A 16,032-nucleotide genomic window follows, 5' to 3' on the forward strand; every position below is an offset into this window, starting at 1 on the left:
TCCGGTCAGGCCGTCGCGGCTGAGCCCAGCATCCGTCATGCAGCTCCAAAGGCAGCGCGCACCCGGGCGACGCGAACGGGGCTGTGCGGACCGGTTAGCCGACCTCGTCGACCTCCAGGATCAGGCTCTGCTCCGGGTGCAGCGCGGGTAGCTGCACGCCCACCCGGGCCAGCGCCGCGCCGCTGAGCGTCACACCGGATGCCAGCCAGGGCGGCGCGGACAGGTCGATCGTCGCCGGTGGCGGCACGTCCGCGACCGGCCGTACCCGGTAACGCCGCGCCGGGTCGAGGCCGGGCAGCCGTACCGCGCCGGGCGTCTGCGCCACCGAGGTGGCCAGCCGGGCAATGGCGTACACCGCTCGGGTGCTGTCCTGCGCGACCACGCCGTGCGCCCAGACGGCCGGGTCCGGGTGGTCGACCCGGACCACCCGCCCGGCGTGCAGCAGCGGGCGCAGCCGCTTGTGCAGCGCCACCCAGGCGGTCAGCTCGGCCTGCTCGGCGGCGCTGATCGAGGTGACGTCCCACTCGATGCCGTGGTGACCGAAGAGCGCCGTGGCCGCCCGGAAACCCAGGTCGTGTACGCGGTGGGTGGTGTGCGAGCGCTGCGGACCGATGTGCGTGCCGACGAGTTCCGGTGGCAGCAGCAGTCCGGTCCAGCGCTGGATGCCGAGCCGTTCCAGGGCGTCGTTGCAGTCGCTGGCCCAGACCCGGTCGGTGCGGGCCAGGATGGCCAGGTCCACCCGGGCGCCACCGGACGAGCAGCTCTCGATCTCCACGCCGGGGTGGCGTCGGCGCAGTTCGTCGAGGAGGCGGTAGACCGCGAGGGTCTGCCCGTGCACTCCCGGCCGGCCGTGGTGCCCCGCCTCGGTGAGGTCCCGGTTGTGGTCCCACTTCAGGTAGCTGATGCCGGGATGCTCGGTGAGCAGCGCGTCGAGGCGTTCCAGCAGGTAGTCGTACGCCTCGGGGCGGCCCAGGTCGAGCACCTGCTGGCGGCGCCATGCGGGGGGAAGCCGCCCCGGCAGGGCCAGCAGCCAGTCGGCGTGCGCGCGGAACAGGTCCGAGTCGGGGTTGACCATCTCCGGCTCCACCCACAGGCCGAACTGAAGGCCCTGACCGGTCACGTGGTCGATGAGCGGGTGCAGGCCCTGCGGGTAAACGCCCTCGTCGACGTACCAGTCGCCCAGCCCGGCCGTGTCGTCACGGCGGCCCCGGAACCAGCCGTCGTCGAGCACGAACCGCTCCACGCCGAGCTGTGCGGCGCGGTCGGCGAGGGCCCGCAGCCGGTCCAGGTCGTGGTCGAAGTAGACCGCCTCCCAGACGTTGAGGGTCACCGGGCGCGGCGAGCGCGGGTGTCCGGGCCGCGCCCGCACATGCGAATGGAGTACGTCGCTGAGCCCGTCCAGCCCTTCGTCGGACCAGGCGGCGTAGAGCAGCGGAGTCTCGTACGTCTCGCCGGCCGCGAGCCGGACCTCGCCGGGGGCCAGCAGTTCGCCACCACCGAGGGTGGACTCGCCGGTGGGCCGGCGTTCGGCGACGGTGACGTGGTCGCCGCTCCACGCGGTGTGCACCGCCCAGACCTCACCGTGGCCGAAGCCGAACCCGGCGGTGCCGGCCACCAGCAGCAGCGTCGCGTCGTGCCCGGTGCGGCCGTGCCGCCCCTCGCGGACCCACGCGCCGTGCTGCCACGGGTGCCGCTGCGGCGAGCGTTCGCGGCACCAGCGGCCGGTCAGGTCGAGCAGTTCGGTGGCGACCGCCGGCACCGGCAGCACCGGGGTCAGCTCCCGTACCTCGTACCCGCCGGCACCGTCGTTGCGCAGCCGGTGCCGGATGGTCACCAGGCCGTACGGGTCGAGGGTGACCTCGATGGTCAGAGAAAGCCCGGCGGCCTGGTCCGAGGCCCGTACGGTGACGAGCGCCGGGCCGTCGGTGGGGTCGTCGACGTCGAGGCCGTCGAGCCGGAACGCGGTGGACCAGTCCCGACCGTCGCGGTGTCCGGCGAGCCCCGGTCGGCCGCTCCAACCGGCGCTCGCCTCGGGCAGCAGCGACAGCACGGGTGGCTCGTCGAAGCTGCTCGGCACCACCGGTGGAACGGTGGCGTCCACGAGGTGACGCAGGCCGTCGTCGTCCAGGTCGCCGATGTCGCCACCCCAGTGCGCCACCCGGGGCAGCCCCGGGCCGCGCGCGTCGAGCACCAGGTGGGTCCGTGCGCGGCGCAGGTGCAGGATCGTCATCCTTTGGAGGCTCCCAAGGTCAGGCCCCGGACGAAGTGCCGCTGGAGCATAAAGAAAATCACCAGGGTGGGGATCGCGACGAGCACGCTGCCCGCCGAGACCAGGTTGTTGTCGGTGAAGAACTCGCCGCGCAGGTTGTTGAGCGAACTGGTCACCGGGAACTTGTCGCCGGTCCGCATCAGGACGGTGGCCCAGAAGAACTCGTTGTAGATCCAGGTCACCTCCAGGGTGGCCAGCGCGGCCAGGGCCGGGCGGCACAGCGGCATGGTGATCTGCCAGTACTGCCGCCAGACGCTGGCCCCGTCGACCATCGCCGCCTCGTACAGGTCGTGCGGGAGCGCCTTCATGTAGTTGCTGAGCACGAAGACGCAGAACCCGCACTGGAAGGCCACGTTGATCAGGATCAGGCCCCAGTAGCTGTCGTAGAGCAGCTCCGAGTCGCTCATGAACTCCGGCAGCGGCACCTCGGTGAACAGCCGGAACAGCGGGATGAGCAGCGCCTGCTGCGGTAGCAGGTTGGCGGCGGTGAAGATCCCGAGCAGTACGAGGTTGATCTTCCAGCTGAACCGGGCGATGACGAACGCCACGCAGGAGGCGAGGAAGAGCGTCAGCAGCACCGCCGGCACCGTGATGTAGACGGAGTTGAGGAAGTGCTTGCCGAATTCGGCCGTACGCCAGGCGGTGACGTAGTTGTCGATGGTCCAGCCGCCGAACGAGACGTAGCCGTTGGAGGCGGTGTACTCGTACGAGCGGAACGACGTCAGCACCGCCCAGCCGATCGGGAAGAGCCAGGCCAGCGAGACGACGATGAGGAAGCCGTGCAGCAGCGCCCGCAGCGGGGTCAACCTGCGCCGGCGGATCGGGCTGTCGACGCTCATTCCCGGTTCTCCCTCATCACGGTCGCCAGGTAGATGGTGATGAAGACCAGCGAGACGACCAGCATGATCGTCGCCAGCGCCGAGCCGAAGCCGATCCGGCTCGCCTCGCCCACCACGTTCTGGGTGACCAGCGCGGAGATCAGCTCCAGGCCGTTGCGTCCCTTGTTGACGACCCAGACGAGGTCGAACGCGCGCAGTGACTCGATCACGGTCACCACCAGCACGATGATGTTGATCGGTCGCAGCACCGGGAACACCACCCGGAAGAACGTGCGGCTCTCCGACGCGCCGTCGACCGCCGCGGCCTCGCGCAGCGACGGGTCGACGCCCTTCAGGCCGGCCAGGTAGAGCAGCATGATGTAGCCGACGTGGCGCCAACCGGAGGCGACCATGACCGCCCAGATGTTGACGTTCGAGTCGCCGTACCAGTCGACGCTGCTGCCGAAGACGGCATTGATCAGGCCCTGGTCGCGGGAGTAGAGCAGTTGCCAGACGAAGCCGATCAGCGCCAACGAGAGCACCACCGGCAGGTACAGCGCCGTCTGGTAGAAGCGGCTGCCGCGCAGCTCCTTGTCGAGCAGGACGGCCAGGAACATGCCGAACGGTGTGGCGACCACGAACAGCACGGCCAGCCAGAGCAGGTTGTGCTGGATCGCCGGCACGAACGGCGGGTAGATGTTCACCACGTCGCTGTAGTTGCGCGTGCCCACGAAGTCGATCTCGTTGAGGGGACCGATGCCGTCCCAGTCGGTGCCGGAGAGCACCACGGTCGCCAGCGCGGGCAGCCAGACGAACGCGGTGACGATCAGCAGCGGGACGAGCACCATCAGCGTGATGACCACGCGGTCGGTGGGGGACAGGAGCCGTAGCCGCCGGCGACGGCCACCCGTGGAGGTGGTCGTCGCCGGCGGCGGCACGGCGCGATCCGCTTGGATCAGGGGCAGGTCGGACACGATGTCCTCCCCCTTCCGCCGTCAGTCAGTGAAGATCGACTTCTTCTGGTTCTCGATGGACGACGTCAGCCCGTCGATGTCCTTCGGGTTCTTGATGAACTGCTGGATCGCCGGGATCATCACGGTCGAGGCGAAGTCCGGCCGGGTGTCCCGGTCGAGGAACTGGGCGATCTCGGTGGCCGAGCCGACCAGTTCGGCGGCCTTCTTCTGCAACGCGGTGTAGCCGCCGACGTCCGCGCCACTGTTGGCGACGAGCACGGCCGGGTCGTTCTTGAGGTTGATGTCCGCGGCGGCCTTGCCACCGAAGTACTCCAGCAGCTTGCGCGCGTTGTCCTCGTTCTTCGGCTTGCGGGCCATCATGTAGCCGTCGATCGGGGCGTCCAGGGCCTTCGCGCCGATGGCGGGGTCGATCTCGGGGAAGGTGAAGAAGTCGAGGTCGTCCTGCTCGTCGTTGCTGAACTGCTGGCCGACGAAGAGGCCGAGCAGGTACATGCCGCTCTTCTTCTGCTGCAACGACTGCGCGGCCTCCTGCCAGGTGCGGCCGAGGCTGTCCGGCTGGTGCAGGGGAAGCAGGCCGGCCCAGGTGTCGAAGACCTTCTTGACCTTGTCGGAGGTCCAGGCCTCCTTGCCGGCCATCAGGTCGATGTGGAACTGGTAGCCGTTGATCCGCAGGTTGAGGATGTCGAACGTCCCCATCGCCGGCCAGCCGTCCTTGTCGGCGAAGGCGATCGGGGTGAGCCCGTCCTTCTTCATCTGCGCGCCGAGCGTGGTGAACTGGTCCAGGGTGGTGGGCACCTGGTAGCCGTACTGCTTCCAGACCGACTTGCGGTAGAAGACCGCCCACGGGTAGTACGTCGCCGGGACGAAGTACTGCTTGCCGTCGTCGCCGGTGGACGCCTTCTTGAACGCGTCGGAGAAGCCGGAGAGCTTGCCCCACACGTCGCTGATGTCGCTGGCCAGGCCCTTCTGGGCGAAGAAGCGCATCCGGTAGCCGGCGAACCAGGTGAAGATGTCGTCCGGCTTGCCCTGCAGGTAGTTGTTGATGTTCTCCTGGAACGTGTTGTGGTCGACCGTGTTGGTCGCGACCTGCACGCCGGACGAGGTCTTGAACGCGTCGGTGATCTTGGCGAGGACGTCCTTGGGCTTCGGGTCGGACTGGTTCGATCCGAGCGTGACGTCCTTACTGGATTCGCCGGAGCCGGAGTCGTCGCCGCAGCCGGCGAGCAGACCGGTGCTGAGCAGCGCGCCCGTGCCGGCCGCGCCGGCCAGCAGCGACCGTCGGTTGATGCCGGCGACGGAGGGCGGTACGAGCCGAGCCAGGTATTCGGCTTGCGATCGGGGACGGGACATCTGTGCCTCCTGCGGATGAAGAGGTGCTACGCCCAAGGGTCAACTGTGGTGAGGAGCGGTCCAGCCTGACGCATACGCATCGTGATCCACCGAGAATCCACATTGGCGAACACGATCGGCCAGTTGGGGCCTCAAGCTACCCGTCCATAGGCCGCTGTCAAGAGGGCTGTTCGCCTCTGATAACCCAGTCGTGATACGGCTGTTACGAGGTAAACGTTGGAAAGATAGTCGATGTTGGAACCTGTTGACTTCGGTCGGCGGCGGGTGCACCCTCACGTGTCATGCGGCGATGGCAGGGCGACGGCATCTACTTCGGCGGCGACTACAACCCTGAGCAGTGGCCCGAACAGACCTGGTCGGAGGACGTCGAGCTGATGCGCCGGGCCGGGGTCAACCTGGTCTCCGTCGGCATCTTCTCCTGGGCTCTCCTGGAACCCCACCCCGGTCGGTTCGAGTTCGACTGGCTGGACCGGGTGCTCGACCTCCTGCACGACGGAGGCATCCAGGTCGACCTGGCCACCGCCACCGCCAGTCCACCACCCTGGCTGGCCCGGGCACACCCGGAGACGCTGCCCCGCCGGGCCGACGGCGCGATCCTCTGGCCGGGCGGGCGGCAGGCGTACTGCCCCAGCTCCCCGGTCTTCCGCGAGCGGTCCCTGGAGTTGGTGCGCGCGGTCGCCGGCCGGTACGCCGAGCATCCCGCCGTCGTCATGTGGCACATCTCCAACGAGCTGGGCTGCCACAACGTGCACTGCTACTGCGATGTCAGCGCCGAGGCGTTCCGCGGGTGGCTGCGCGAGCGATACGGCGACCTGGACCGGCTCAACGACGCGTGGGGGACCGCCTTCTGGAGCCAACGTTACGGCGACTGGGCGGAAATCAACCCGCCGCGCACCGCGCCGACGTTCGCCAACCCCACGCAGCAGCTCGACTTCCTGCGCTTCTCCTCCGACGAGCAGCGCGCCCAGCTCCGCGCCGAACGCGAGGTGCTGACGACGCTGGTCCGTCAGCCGATCACCACCAACTTCATGATCGGCCTCGACGTGAAGCACCTGGACTACCACTCCTGGGCCGGCGACGTGAACCTCGTGTCCAACGACCACTACCTGACCGCCGCCGACCCGCAGGCTCACCTCGGGCTGGCGCTGGCCGCCGACCACACCCGGGGCGTCGCCGGTGGCGAACCGTGGCTGCTGATGGAGCACTCCACCAGCGCGGTCAACTGGCAGCCGCGCAACGTGGCGAAGCTCCCCGGTCAGCTCCGTCGCAACAGCCTGGCCCACGTCGCCCGGGGCGCCGACGGCGTGCTGTTCTTCCAGTGGCGGGCCTCCCGGGCCGGCGCCGAGAAGTTCCACTCCGCGCTGGTGCCGCACGCCGGCCCGGACACCAAGGTGTTCCGCGAGGTCTGCCAGCTCGGCGCGGACCTGAAGGCCCTCGCCGAGGTACGCGGCAGCCGGGTCGACGCCGACGTGGCGATCCTGTTCGACTACGAGGCGTGGTGGGCGGTCGAGCTGGACTCCCACCCGAGCGCCGACGTCACGTACGCCGACCGCCTCAACGCCCTGTACGGCGCGCTGTGGCGGGCCGGCGTGACCGCCGACGTCGTCCACCCGTCGGCCGACCTCAGCGGTTACCGGCTGGTCCTGGTGCCCACCCTCTACCTCGTCCGCGACGCCGACGTCGAGGCGCTGCGCCGATTCGTCGAGGCCGGCGGCACGGCGGCGGTCACCTACTTCAGCGGCATCGTCGACGAGAACGACCACATCCGCCTCGGCGGCTACCCCGGCGCGTTCCGGGACCTGCTCGGCGTCCGCACCGAGGAGTTCTTCCCCCTGCGGGAGGGCGAGCGGGTCGGGCTCGACGACGGCAGCACCGCCGACGTGTGGACCGAGTGGCTGCACGCCGACGACGCCGAGGTGCTGGCGTCGTACACCGATGGGCCCTTGCCGGGCGTGCCGGCGCTGACCCGGAGGCCGGTCGGCGCGGGCGCCGCCTGGTACGTCGGCGCCCGGCTCGACGAGCCGGCAACCGACCGGTTGGTCGCCCGGCTGCTCGACGAGGCCGGCGTCCGTCCGGCGGCGTCGGCGCCGACCGGGGTGGAGGTGGTCCGCCGCCGCGACGGCGAGCGAAGCTGGCTGTTCGCGATCAACCACACCGACACCGAGGTACGCGTCACCGCGAGCGGCACCGAGCTGTTGACCGGGACGCGGTGTACGGGTGAGCTGACAGTGCCGGCCGGCGAGGTGGCCGTGGTCCGCGAGGATCGCTCTTGACGTGCGCGACGGCCACGGTGCGAAGGAGGTCCCCCAGATGCTGGCCCAGCAGCGGCAGAGCGCCATCCTCGACCTGATCCGCCAGCGCGGCGGGGTACGGGTGAGCCACCTCGTCAGCCGGTTCGGCGTGTCCGACATGACGATCCGGCGCGACCTGGAGGTGCTGGCCGAGCGCGGCCTGGTCGACAAGGTCCACGGCGGCGCGACGCTGGCCGGGCCCGGTTCGGCCGACGAGCCCGGCTTCGCCGCGAAGTCGATCCGCCAGCAGGCCGAGAAGCGGGCCATCGCCGAGCGGGCGGCCACGATGGTGGAGCCGGGGATGGCCATCGCGTTGTCCGCCGGTACGACCACCGCCGCCCTGGCCACCCTGCTGTCCGACGTGCACGGGCTGACCGTGGTGACCAACTCGATTCCGGTGGCCGACGCGCTCTACCAGAACCCGCGCGCCGACCAGACCGTCGTGCTGACCGGTGGCATCCGTACCCCGTCGGACGCGCTGACCGGCCCGGTGGCCGAGGCGGCGATCAGCGCGCTCAACGTCGACCTGCTCTTCCTGGGCGTGCACGGCCTGAGCCCGCGTACCGGCTTCACCACGCCGAACCTGCTGGAGGCCGGCGTCAACCGCTGCCTCATCGGGGCCGCCCGCCGACTGGTGGTGCTCGCCGACCACACCAAGTGGGAGACGATCGGCATCGCCACCATCGCCCCGATGGAGGCGGCCGACGTCCTCATCACCGACATCGGAATGCCCCCCGAGGCGCGCACCACGATCGGCGAACAGGTCGGCGAGTTGATCGTCGTCGACCCGTGACCTGAACGCCCCCGCCCCGCCTGGCCTCGCCGATCTTGCAGTTTCGGTTGTCGGGATGGGTGGGATTGCACCCTATGCCGCGACAGAAAGTGCAAGATCGCGGAAGGTGGGTGACGGCAGGACCGTTAGGGAGGCGGGGCCCGTTTTGGATGGCTCCGGGCGGGTGGCGGTGCGCGACAGCAAGGACCGCGCGGCGGCGACCCTCGTCTACGGCATCGGCGGCTGGACCGCGTTCGTCAACGGGGTCAAGGACGGCACATTCGCGCGCACCGACCCGTGATCGACTCAACATCGCCGATGTGGGGGTGCCCCGGTCGGGTTGATACCCCCACTTCGGCGATGTCGAGTTGATCAGTATTCGGTGGCGGCATCCACCGGCCGGCGGGCACCCTCGTGGCCGTGGAAGCGCACGAGGTGGCGGACCTGTTCGACCGTGCGGTGGAGCAGTTACGGCGCACCATCGAACACGGCGACACCGACGACGGATTGGAGCTGCTCCGGCAGGCCGTCGTCGATCATGGACTTGTGGTGCCCGGGTCGGTCACTGGCAGGCGTTTGGTCCCCCACCACAACTCCATGATCGACGAGGCGGGGCGGGCGGGGACCGGGTGGAGCGGCTCGGGTGGGCACGCCGTGCGGCTGGCCGTCGGGCGGCTCGGCGATCCGGACCCTGTGGTGCGTGCGGCGGCGTGCGACCTGCTCGGCTTCGCCAGCGAGGTGCACGGGGACGACCTGCGCGCGGAGGCGGCGACGGCCCTGATCTCGTTGGCCGGCACCGAGACCGATCCCGAGGTGCACTGGTCGATCGCGCGTGCGTTGGGCGCCACCGGCGATTCGCGCGCCCTGCCGACCCTGACCGCCCTCGCGGCCAGTCCCGACAGCGACGTGCGGTTCCAGGTCGCCGTCGCGGTGCCGGCGGTCCTCGACGATCCGCCGGCCGAGGCCGGTGAGGCGGTGCTGATCGACCTCTGCACCGACCCCGACCCGAGGGTGCGGGAGTGGGCCACGTTTGGGCTCGGCTGGGTGAGCACCGCGGACGGTAACGCCGTCCGGCGGGCGCTGTGGGACCGTACCCGCGACGTCGACCCGGAGGTACGCGCGGAGGGCGCCCGGGGGTTGGCCCGGCGGCGGGACGCCCGGGCGCTTCCCCTGGTACGCGAGCTGCTCGCGCAGGACGAGGTCCACAACTTCACCATCAAGGCCGCCGCGTACCTGGCGGACCCGTCACTGCTGCCGCTGCTGGCCGGCTTCGATCCCGACGAGGACCACGTCGCCGAGGCCATGCGCGAGTGCGATCCGCTGCGACGCGACCGGCGGAACGACCTGGCGTGGCGGCTGCTGCTCGCCGTGCACCGGCGTCGGCCCGACTGGGCGGTCACCATCGCGGGCGAGCGGTGCGACCTCGACCTGAACCTCGACATCACCGACGGCGTCGACCGCTCGGCGTACTGGTGTGTCGACGGGTTGCTCCGGCGGGCCGGCGACGATCCCGAGCGCGCGGCCGAGCTGGCGATCGCGGACCTGGGCCCGGCCCGAGCCGCGGCGGAGCGCTGATCAACTCCACATCGCCGACAACGGGGTGTCCGCGTCGGGTTGATAGCCCAACTTCGGCGATGTCGAGTCGATCAAGCGCGAGCGGCGGTCGATCGAGCGCGGTCGGCGCGCTCACAGCCATCTCACAGGGGGTCTGGATAGGGTGCGCGGTGAGTCAACGTCCGACTCCATGGTGGAGCGGTCGGCTGTCGCACAGGAGTTCCGATGGTCTTCAAGAAGATGTTGAGCGCGTTCGGTGTGGGTGGTCCCAGCGTGGACACCGTGCTGGCCAACCCCAACACCCGGCCCGGCCTGACCCTGGACGGTGAGGTCAGAATCGTCGGCGGTGACAACCCTGCAGCCATCGAGCAGGTGGTGATCGGCCTGGTCACCCGCGTCGAGGTCGAGGGCCACGACACGGAGTACGCCGGCACCATGGAGTTCCACCGGATGGCGGTGAGCGGGGCGTTCCAGCTCGCGCCGAAGCAGGAGCTGTCGATCCCGTTCCAGCTTCCGGTGCCGTGGGAGACCCCGATCACCGATGTGTACGGCCAGCGTCTGCACGGCATGACGATGGGCCTGCGGACCGAGTTGTCGGTGGCCCGCGCGGTCGACAAGGGCGACCTGGACCACGTGGCGGTGCACCCGTTGCCGGTGCACGAGCGGATCCTGGAGGCGTTCCAGCGGCTCGGCTTCCGGTTCAAGACCGCCGACCTGGAGCGCGGCCACATCCGCGGCGTGCAGCAGACGCTGCCGTTCTACCAGGAGATCGAGTTCTTCGCGTCCCCGCAGTACGCGAGCACGATCAACGAGGTCGAGCTGACCTTCGTGACCAACCAGTACGGCGTCGACGTGATCCTGGAGTGCGACAAGCGCGGCGGCTTCCTCAGCGCCGGGCACGACGCGTTCGGCCGCTACCAGGTGTCGCACGCCGACGTCGACCGGGTCGACTGGGCGCAGATCCTCGACGGTTGGCTGCGCGAGACCACGTCCCGCTACGGCAGCCTGCGGTCCCAGTACGGCCACGGTCACGGCTACGGGCCGGGTCACGGTCACGGCCGGGGCGGCATGGGTGTGGGCGGCATGGTCGCTGGCGCGGCGCTCGGCGTCGCGGGCGGCATGATCGCCGGCGAGATGATCGAGGACGCCTTCGAGGGTGACTTCGGCGACTTCGGCGGCGACGAGTAACACCTCCACGCACGACGGTGGCCTCCGGGAGAACTCTCCCGGAGGCCACCGTTTCACGTACTGCGCGTCAGCGCCCGCGCATGCTCCGCTCATTGCCGGACCGGCGCTCGGAGCCGGCCTTCGACAGGCCCCGGCTGACCAGGTAACCACCGGTCAGGATGCTCAGGAACAGCCACGTCTGGCTCGGGTTGTTGATGTTCAACCCGTTGGCGGTGGTGCCCTTCCAGAACGCGGCGATCACGAGGAGCGCGACGGCGGCGGCGTAGACCCAGAATTCCGTCGTCAGGAACGCCTGCTTGGTCTCCGTACCCGGCGACGGCATCGGGTCTCGGTGCCCGTCGCGCATTGCCGGCATCTGCTGCGTGTCCCGCATCATGGCGGGGTTCTGCGGGTCATTCATGGGCCGGTTCATCGGCCTGGTGGAAGCAGCCTGCGTGCTCATCTGGTCCTCCTCAGGATGCGATGAGTCGTACCTGCCTTCCCTCGCCCCGCTACCGCGTTTCGGCCACGGCACGGTTCGCTTGCACGGCGGGGACGCCCCCCGACTACCCGAGGCCCGGGACCAGGTAACACTCCCACCTCGGAAAATGGATCGACGAGGCGTGACCGTGCCCGGATCGCGACCGGACGGGCCGGGTGTCCGTTTCCGTTTCGTCGCGCGGGCGCTCCGGGTTTGGCCGACGGGTGGTCGGGCACGCAGTCGGTTCCACCAGCTTCTGCGAGGTGATGGACGTGCGTGAGGACGACATGCGGCAGGAGGCCGCCCGCCGGGCCGAGAACCAGATCGTCGGCGGCGTGTACGGCGAGGGCGCCCTCGACGAGGTGACGGTGCCTCCCACCGACATCGAGAGTCAGATCCAGCGAGAGGACCCGCTCGACCCGGCGCACGAGCGGGTCGACCCGCGGGTGCTGCACGACGGCGGCCCGGTCGGCGGGCAGGGTGCGGTGACGACCACCGGTGGCACCGCCGGGCCGGCGAGCGTTCGTCGGGTGGCCCGCCAGCCGGAGCGACACCCCGGCAAGGTGGCGCCGACGACCACCGGCGACGCCACCACCGGGGGCATGAGCACCCCGACGGGCGGCGACACCAGCGACCAGTCCACGTCCGCGATCGGACCGGCAAAGTCCATCCGGGACCGTTCGACCGACCGGCGCTGAGTCCACCCGCGCCCCCGCCGACCGGTCGGTCAGCGGGGGCGCGTCGGAGGGCCGGTCAGCGGCAGGGGCGCAGGATGCCCAGGCGCTGGGTGGCCCGGGTGAGCGCCACGTACAGGTCGCTGCGCCCGCGCGGCGACTCGGCCACCATCCGGTCCGGGTCGACGACCAGGACCGAGTCGAACTCCAACCCCTTGGCCTGGGCCACCGTCAGCACGACCACCCGGCTCTCCAGCTCCGGGTTCTCGCCCACGGTGGCCTCCGGCAGCGCGGCGGTCAGCGCCGCGCCGAGCGCGTCCACCCGGCTGGCCGGCACGATGACGCCGACCCGGCCCTCGGTGACCCCGGCGGCCTCGCGGGTCACCGCCGCCACCAGTTCGGCGGGTAGCTGCTCGTCGGGCACCGCCCGGTCCCACGGGGGCACACCGCTCTCCCGCACCGAGCGGGGTGGCCGCAGCGCCGGGTCGATCTCGGTGAGCACCTCGGCGGCGACCGCCATGATCTCGGCCGGCGTGCGGTAGCTGACGGTCAGCTCGGTCAGCCGCCACCGCTGCGCCACGTACGGGGCGAGGGCGTCGGCCCAGGAGGGCGTCCCGGCGAGCGCGCCGGTCTGCGCCACGTCCCCGACGATCGTCATCGACCGGCTCGGGCAGCGGCGCATCAGCAGCCGCCACGCCATCGGCGACAACTCCTGCGCCTCGTCCACGATGACGTGACCGAAGGCCCACGTACGGTCGGCGGCGGCGCGTTGCGCGGTGGTCAGCCGGTCGGCCTCCTCCTGCCGTTCCAGCAGGCGGTCCGCGTCGATGAGGTCGGTGACGCCGAGGATCTCGCCGCCCTCGGCCTCGTCCTCCACGTCGATCGAGCGGGAACCGCGGGCGATCTCCAGCACGCCCTCGGCGTACTCCCGCTCCATCAGGCGGATGCGCTCGCGCCGGGCGGCGGCGGCCCGCTCGTCCTCGCCGAGCAGTTCGGCCGCCTCGTCCAGCAGCGGCACGTCGGCGGGCGTCCAGCCGCCCGACTCGCGGCGCAGCAGCGCCCGCTCGTCGTCGGTGAGCATCGGCGCGGCGGCGGCGATCCGGTCCGGGTCCGCGTACAGGTCCGCGAGCAGGCGCTGCGGGGTGAGCACCGGCCACAACCGATCGAGTACGGCCCGTACCTCCGGCTCGTCCCGCAGCTCCCGGCGGATCTCGGCGCGGTCGGCCTCGTCGAGCAGGTTGTCCCCGCCCAGCGGGTCGGCGCCGATCCGCTCGGCCACCTGGTCGGCGAGCGCGTGCACGATCTCCACGTCGAACAGCGCCCGGGCCAGGTTGTGCGGCCGGTCGGTGCGGCGTACCCGGTCCCGCGCGGCACGCACGGTCTCCGGGTCGAGGGTCAGCGCCTCGCGCTCCACCTCGATCTCCAGCGGCTCGTCCGGCACCCACTGCCGGTCCCGCACGGCGAGGGCGAGCACCTCGGCGAGCACGGCGCGACCCTTGAGCGCCGCGGCCTCGGCCGGCTCCGCGCGCTGGGCGCTCACCCCGGGGAACAGATCACCCTGGGTACGCAGCAGCACGCCCGTCTCGGCCAGGGTGGGCAGCACCTGGGAGATGTAGCGCAGGAACGTCGCGTTCGGCCCGACCAGCAGCACGCCCCGGCTCGACAGCTCCCGCCGGTGCGTGTAGAGCAGGTACGCCGCCCGGTGCAGCGCGACGGCCGTCTTGCCGGTGCCGGGGCCACCCTGGACCACCAGCACGCCGGGCAGGTCGGCGCGGATGATCCGGTCCTGCTCGGCCTGGATGGTCTCCACGATGTCGCGCATCCGGCCGGTACGACCGGCGTTGAGGGCGGCCAGCAGCGACGCCTCACCGGTCAGTTCCTCGTGCCCGCCGGGGGAGGCGCTGTCGATGTCCAGCACCTCGTCGTTGAGCCCGGTCACCTTGCGCTGGCGGGTCCGTAGGTGCCGTCGGCGGCGTACGCCCTGCGGGTTGGCGGCGGTGGCGAGGTAGAACGGCCGGGCGGCCGGGGCACGCCAGTCCATCAGCAGCGGGTCGTAGTCGCCACTGGTGTCGAAGATCCCGATCCGGCCGATGTAGCGGCGGGAGTCGTCGTCGCCGTCGAGCCGCCCGAAACAGAGGCCATTCTCCACGGCGGAGAACTGCTCGACCTGGTCGGCGTACATGGCCACGGAGCTGTCCCGCTGGGAGCGGTCCTGCAGGGTGCCGCCGGTGTTGCGCAGCTCGGCGGTGAGCCGGTGGGCGGCCTGCTCACGCAGCCCGTCCAGCCGGTCGTAGAGCATCGAGACGTACTCCTGCTCGCGGCCGATCTCGTCGTCGACCGGCAATTCACCGGTACCGCCGGAGTGCCTTGACAAGCCGTCTCCCTAAACGTTAGTATCCAATGCTAGAACGGCATTTAATGCCGTTCTTTTTTGTGCCCTCGAATTGTCGAAGATAGCGCGTCGCGTCCGCTGTCACCAAGCCGACCGGGCCGACGCATGTCACACGAGTACGCCGGGCCGACCATGTGGTCGACCCGGCGTACTCGTGTTCGAAGATCAGCCGCGTGCCGCCTGGTACAGCCGCTCGGGAGTGACCGCCCCGGCGAGCACCCGTCCGTCGTCGGTGAGCAGCACGTTGAACAGCTTGCCGGTGAGCAGCCGTCCGCTGCCCCAGTCGCCGCTGACCGCCGGCAGGCCACCGAGCAACGTCGATACGTCGGCATCCGCCGTCCCGGCGGCCGGCTTTGCGCCCGGGGCCGCGTCGAGGCGGGCGACCAGCACGGTGGTCCAGCCCTCGCCGACCGTCCGTACCTGCGGGTCCCGGCCCGGTACGGCGGACGCCGGCCGGCCCGGGTGCGGCCGTTCGGTGGTCTCCTCGGTGACGGTCCCGCCCGGGGGCGGGTTGAAGGCGAACTGGTCGGCGTCGGGACGGCGGTAGTCGACCTGGGTGAAGGCCATCTCGAAGGCCGGCTGGTCACTGCCGGAGGCGAGGACCTCGAAGCGCAGCGGCACGTGCTTCTTGGCGTCGATGGCGATCCGGAGTTGGTGCACCAGCGAGCCACGATCACGCGGCGCGAGCACCAGTTCGTAGGCGTCCCGACCGGCGACGGTGGCCGAGCGGCCGACGCTGACCTCGGTGCTCGGATCGATCGCGTCCAGCGCCAGGTCGGCGGCCTCCCGGGGGGTGGCCGGCAGGCTCGGCATCGCCTCGGGCGCGGGCTTCGCGGTGCCCGTCGCCTCGCCCAGGGTGCGGTGCCGGGCGGTGTTGCCGCGGCTCTCCCAGGTCCACACGTCCCGACCGTTGCGAATGATGTCCCGCTGGCCGAGGGTGTCCACCAGCGCGACCCGCTGCCGGTCCGGGCCGGAGTACCAGACCCGCAGGGTGTGCGTGCCGCTCAGCAGGGCCGTCAGGTCGTTGCCGGGCACCAGCCCGACGAGCGGCGGCAGGCCGAGGTCGGCACGTTGCACGACCGTCCCGGACATGCCCTGGAGCGAGGAGGTCTGCAGGTCCACCAGAAGTTGGGCGGCGGTACGCGGTGGCAGGCTCGGCTCGGCCTCGGCGGCGAACGTGCCGACGGCGGCGCCGCCGCCGATGACGGCGACGCCCGCGGCCACCGGGACCAGCCAGCGCAGGACGGGACGGCTTCTCAGGATCGACATGGTGCACACCTCCTGCCCGAC

The 16,032-nt window shown here is 70.9% G+C and carries 13 protein-coding genes; 6 read left to right on the forward strand and 7 right to left on the reverse strand.

The annotated features are described in order from the left end of the window. Nucleotides 1–94 precede the first annotated feature (94 nt). From AC3EN4_RS15265 to AC3EN4_RS15280, 4 genes are read right to left on the reverse strand one after another with little or no spacing between them, the layout of a single operon-like run. Nucleotides 95–2,230 (reverse strand): alpha-galactosidase, encoded by a 2,136-nt coding sequence (locus tag AC3EN4_RS15265; RefSeq protein WP_435206487.1) that lies wholly within the window; start codon nt 2,228–2,230, stop codon nt 95–97. Beyond that, nucleotides 2,227–3,108: a carbohydrate ABC transporter permease gene (locus tag AC3EN4_RS15270; RefSeq protein ID WP_435206488.1), complete on the reverse strand. Its 882-nt coding sequence runs from the start codon at nt 3,106–3,108 to the stop codon at nt 2,227–2,229. The genes AC3EN4_RS15265 and AC3EN4_RS15270 overlap by 4 nt, the downstream gene beginning before the upstream one ends. Continuing rightward, the gene (locus AC3EN4_RS15275; RefSeq protein WP_435206489.1) at nt 3,105–4,061 is read right to left on the reverse strand and encodes a carbohydrate ABC transporter permease; all 957 of its coding nucleotides are present in this window, start codon (nt 4,059–4,061) and stop codon (nt 3,105–3,107) included. Before AC3EN4_RS15275 ends, AC3EN4_RS15270 begins: the two co-directional genes overlap by 4 nt. A 21-nt stretch (nt 4,062–4,082) precedes the next feature. Next, nucleotides 4,083–5,411, reverse strand: coding sequence for an ABC transporter substrate-binding protein (locus AC3EN4_RS15280; protein ID WP_435206490.1), 1,329 nt, complete (start codon nt 5,409–5,411; stop codon nt 4,083–4,085). 281 nt (nt 5,412–5,692) lie between these two features. Between AC3EN4_RS15280 and AC3EN4_RS15285 the strand changes: the two genes are divergently transcribed. The 5 genes from AC3EN4_RS15285 to AC3EN4_RS15305 all read left to right on the forward strand — a co-directional run bounded on the left by AC3EN4_RS15285 (nt 5,693) and on the right by AC3EN4_RS15305 (nt 11,216). Then, a complete protein-coding gene (locus AC3EN4_RS15285; protein ID WP_435206491.1) occupies nt 5,693–7,684 on the forward strand; it encodes a beta-galactosidase in 1,992 nt (663 codons plus the stop codon). A gap of 37 nt (nt 7,685–7,721) precedes the next feature. After that, on the forward strand, nt 7,722–8,495 hold the full coding sequence (locus tag AC3EN4_RS15290) for a DeoR/GlpR family DNA-binding transcription regulator (protein ID WP_435206492.1): 774 nt from the start codon (nt 7,722–7,724) through the stop codon (nt 8,493–8,495). A gap of 55 nt (nt 8,496–8,550) precedes the next feature. Continuing rightward, nucleotides 8,551–8,775, forward strand: coding sequence for a DUF397 domain-containing protein (locus tag AC3EN4_RS15295; protein WP_435206493.1), 225 nt, complete (start codon nt 8,551–8,553; stop codon nt 8,773–8,775). A 119-nt stretch (nt 8,776–8,894) separates the two neighbouring features. Next, nucleotides 8,895–10,049, forward strand: a complete 1,155-nt coding sequence (locus AC3EN4_RS15300; protein WP_435206494.1) for a HEAT repeat domain-containing protein — start codon at nt 8,895–8,897, stop codon at nt 10,047–10,049. Nucleotides 10,050–10,253: 204 nt separating this feature from the next. Then, complete coding sequence (locus AC3EN4_RS15305; protein ID WP_435206495.1) at nt 10,254–11,216, forward strand: sporulation protein; 963 nt, start codon at nt 10,254–10,256, stop codon at nt 11,214–11,216. Between the two features lie 67 nt (nt 11,217–11,283). On the opposite strand, the gene AC3EN4_RS15310 is transcribed toward AC3EN4_RS15305, so the two are convergent. Further along, a complete protein-coding gene (locus tag AC3EN4_RS15310) occupies nt 11,284–11,658 on the reverse strand; it encodes a hypothetical protein (protein WP_435206496.1) in 375 nt (124 codons plus the stop codon). 290 nt (nt 11,659–11,948) lie between these two features. Here AC3EN4_RS15310 and AC3EN4_RS15315 point away from each other — a divergent pair, with 290 nt between their 5' ends. Continuing rightward, complete coding sequence (locus tag AC3EN4_RS15315) at nt 11,949–12,374, forward strand: hypothetical protein (protein ID WP_433537781.1); 426 nt, start codon at nt 11,949–11,951, stop codon at nt 12,372–12,374. 55 nt (nt 12,375–12,429) lie between these two features. Here AC3EN4_RS15315 and AC3EN4_RS15320 read toward each other — a convergent pair whose 3' ends face one another. Next, entirely contained in the window at nt 12,430–14,724 is a 2,295-nt protein-coding gene (locus AC3EN4_RS15320; RefSeq protein ID WP_488179830.1) for a HelD family protein, read from the reverse strand. A 183-nt stretch (nt 14,725–14,907) separates the two neighbouring features. After that, nucleotides 14,908–16,011 (reverse strand): LolA family protein, encoded by a 1,104-nt coding sequence (locus AC3EN4_RS15325; RefSeq protein ID WP_435206497.1) that lies wholly within the window; start codon nt 16,009–16,011, stop codon nt 14,908–14,910. Nucleotides 16,012–16,032 lie beyond the last annotated feature (21 nt).

This window comes from Micromonospora sp. bgisy143, from assembly GCF_057708145.1.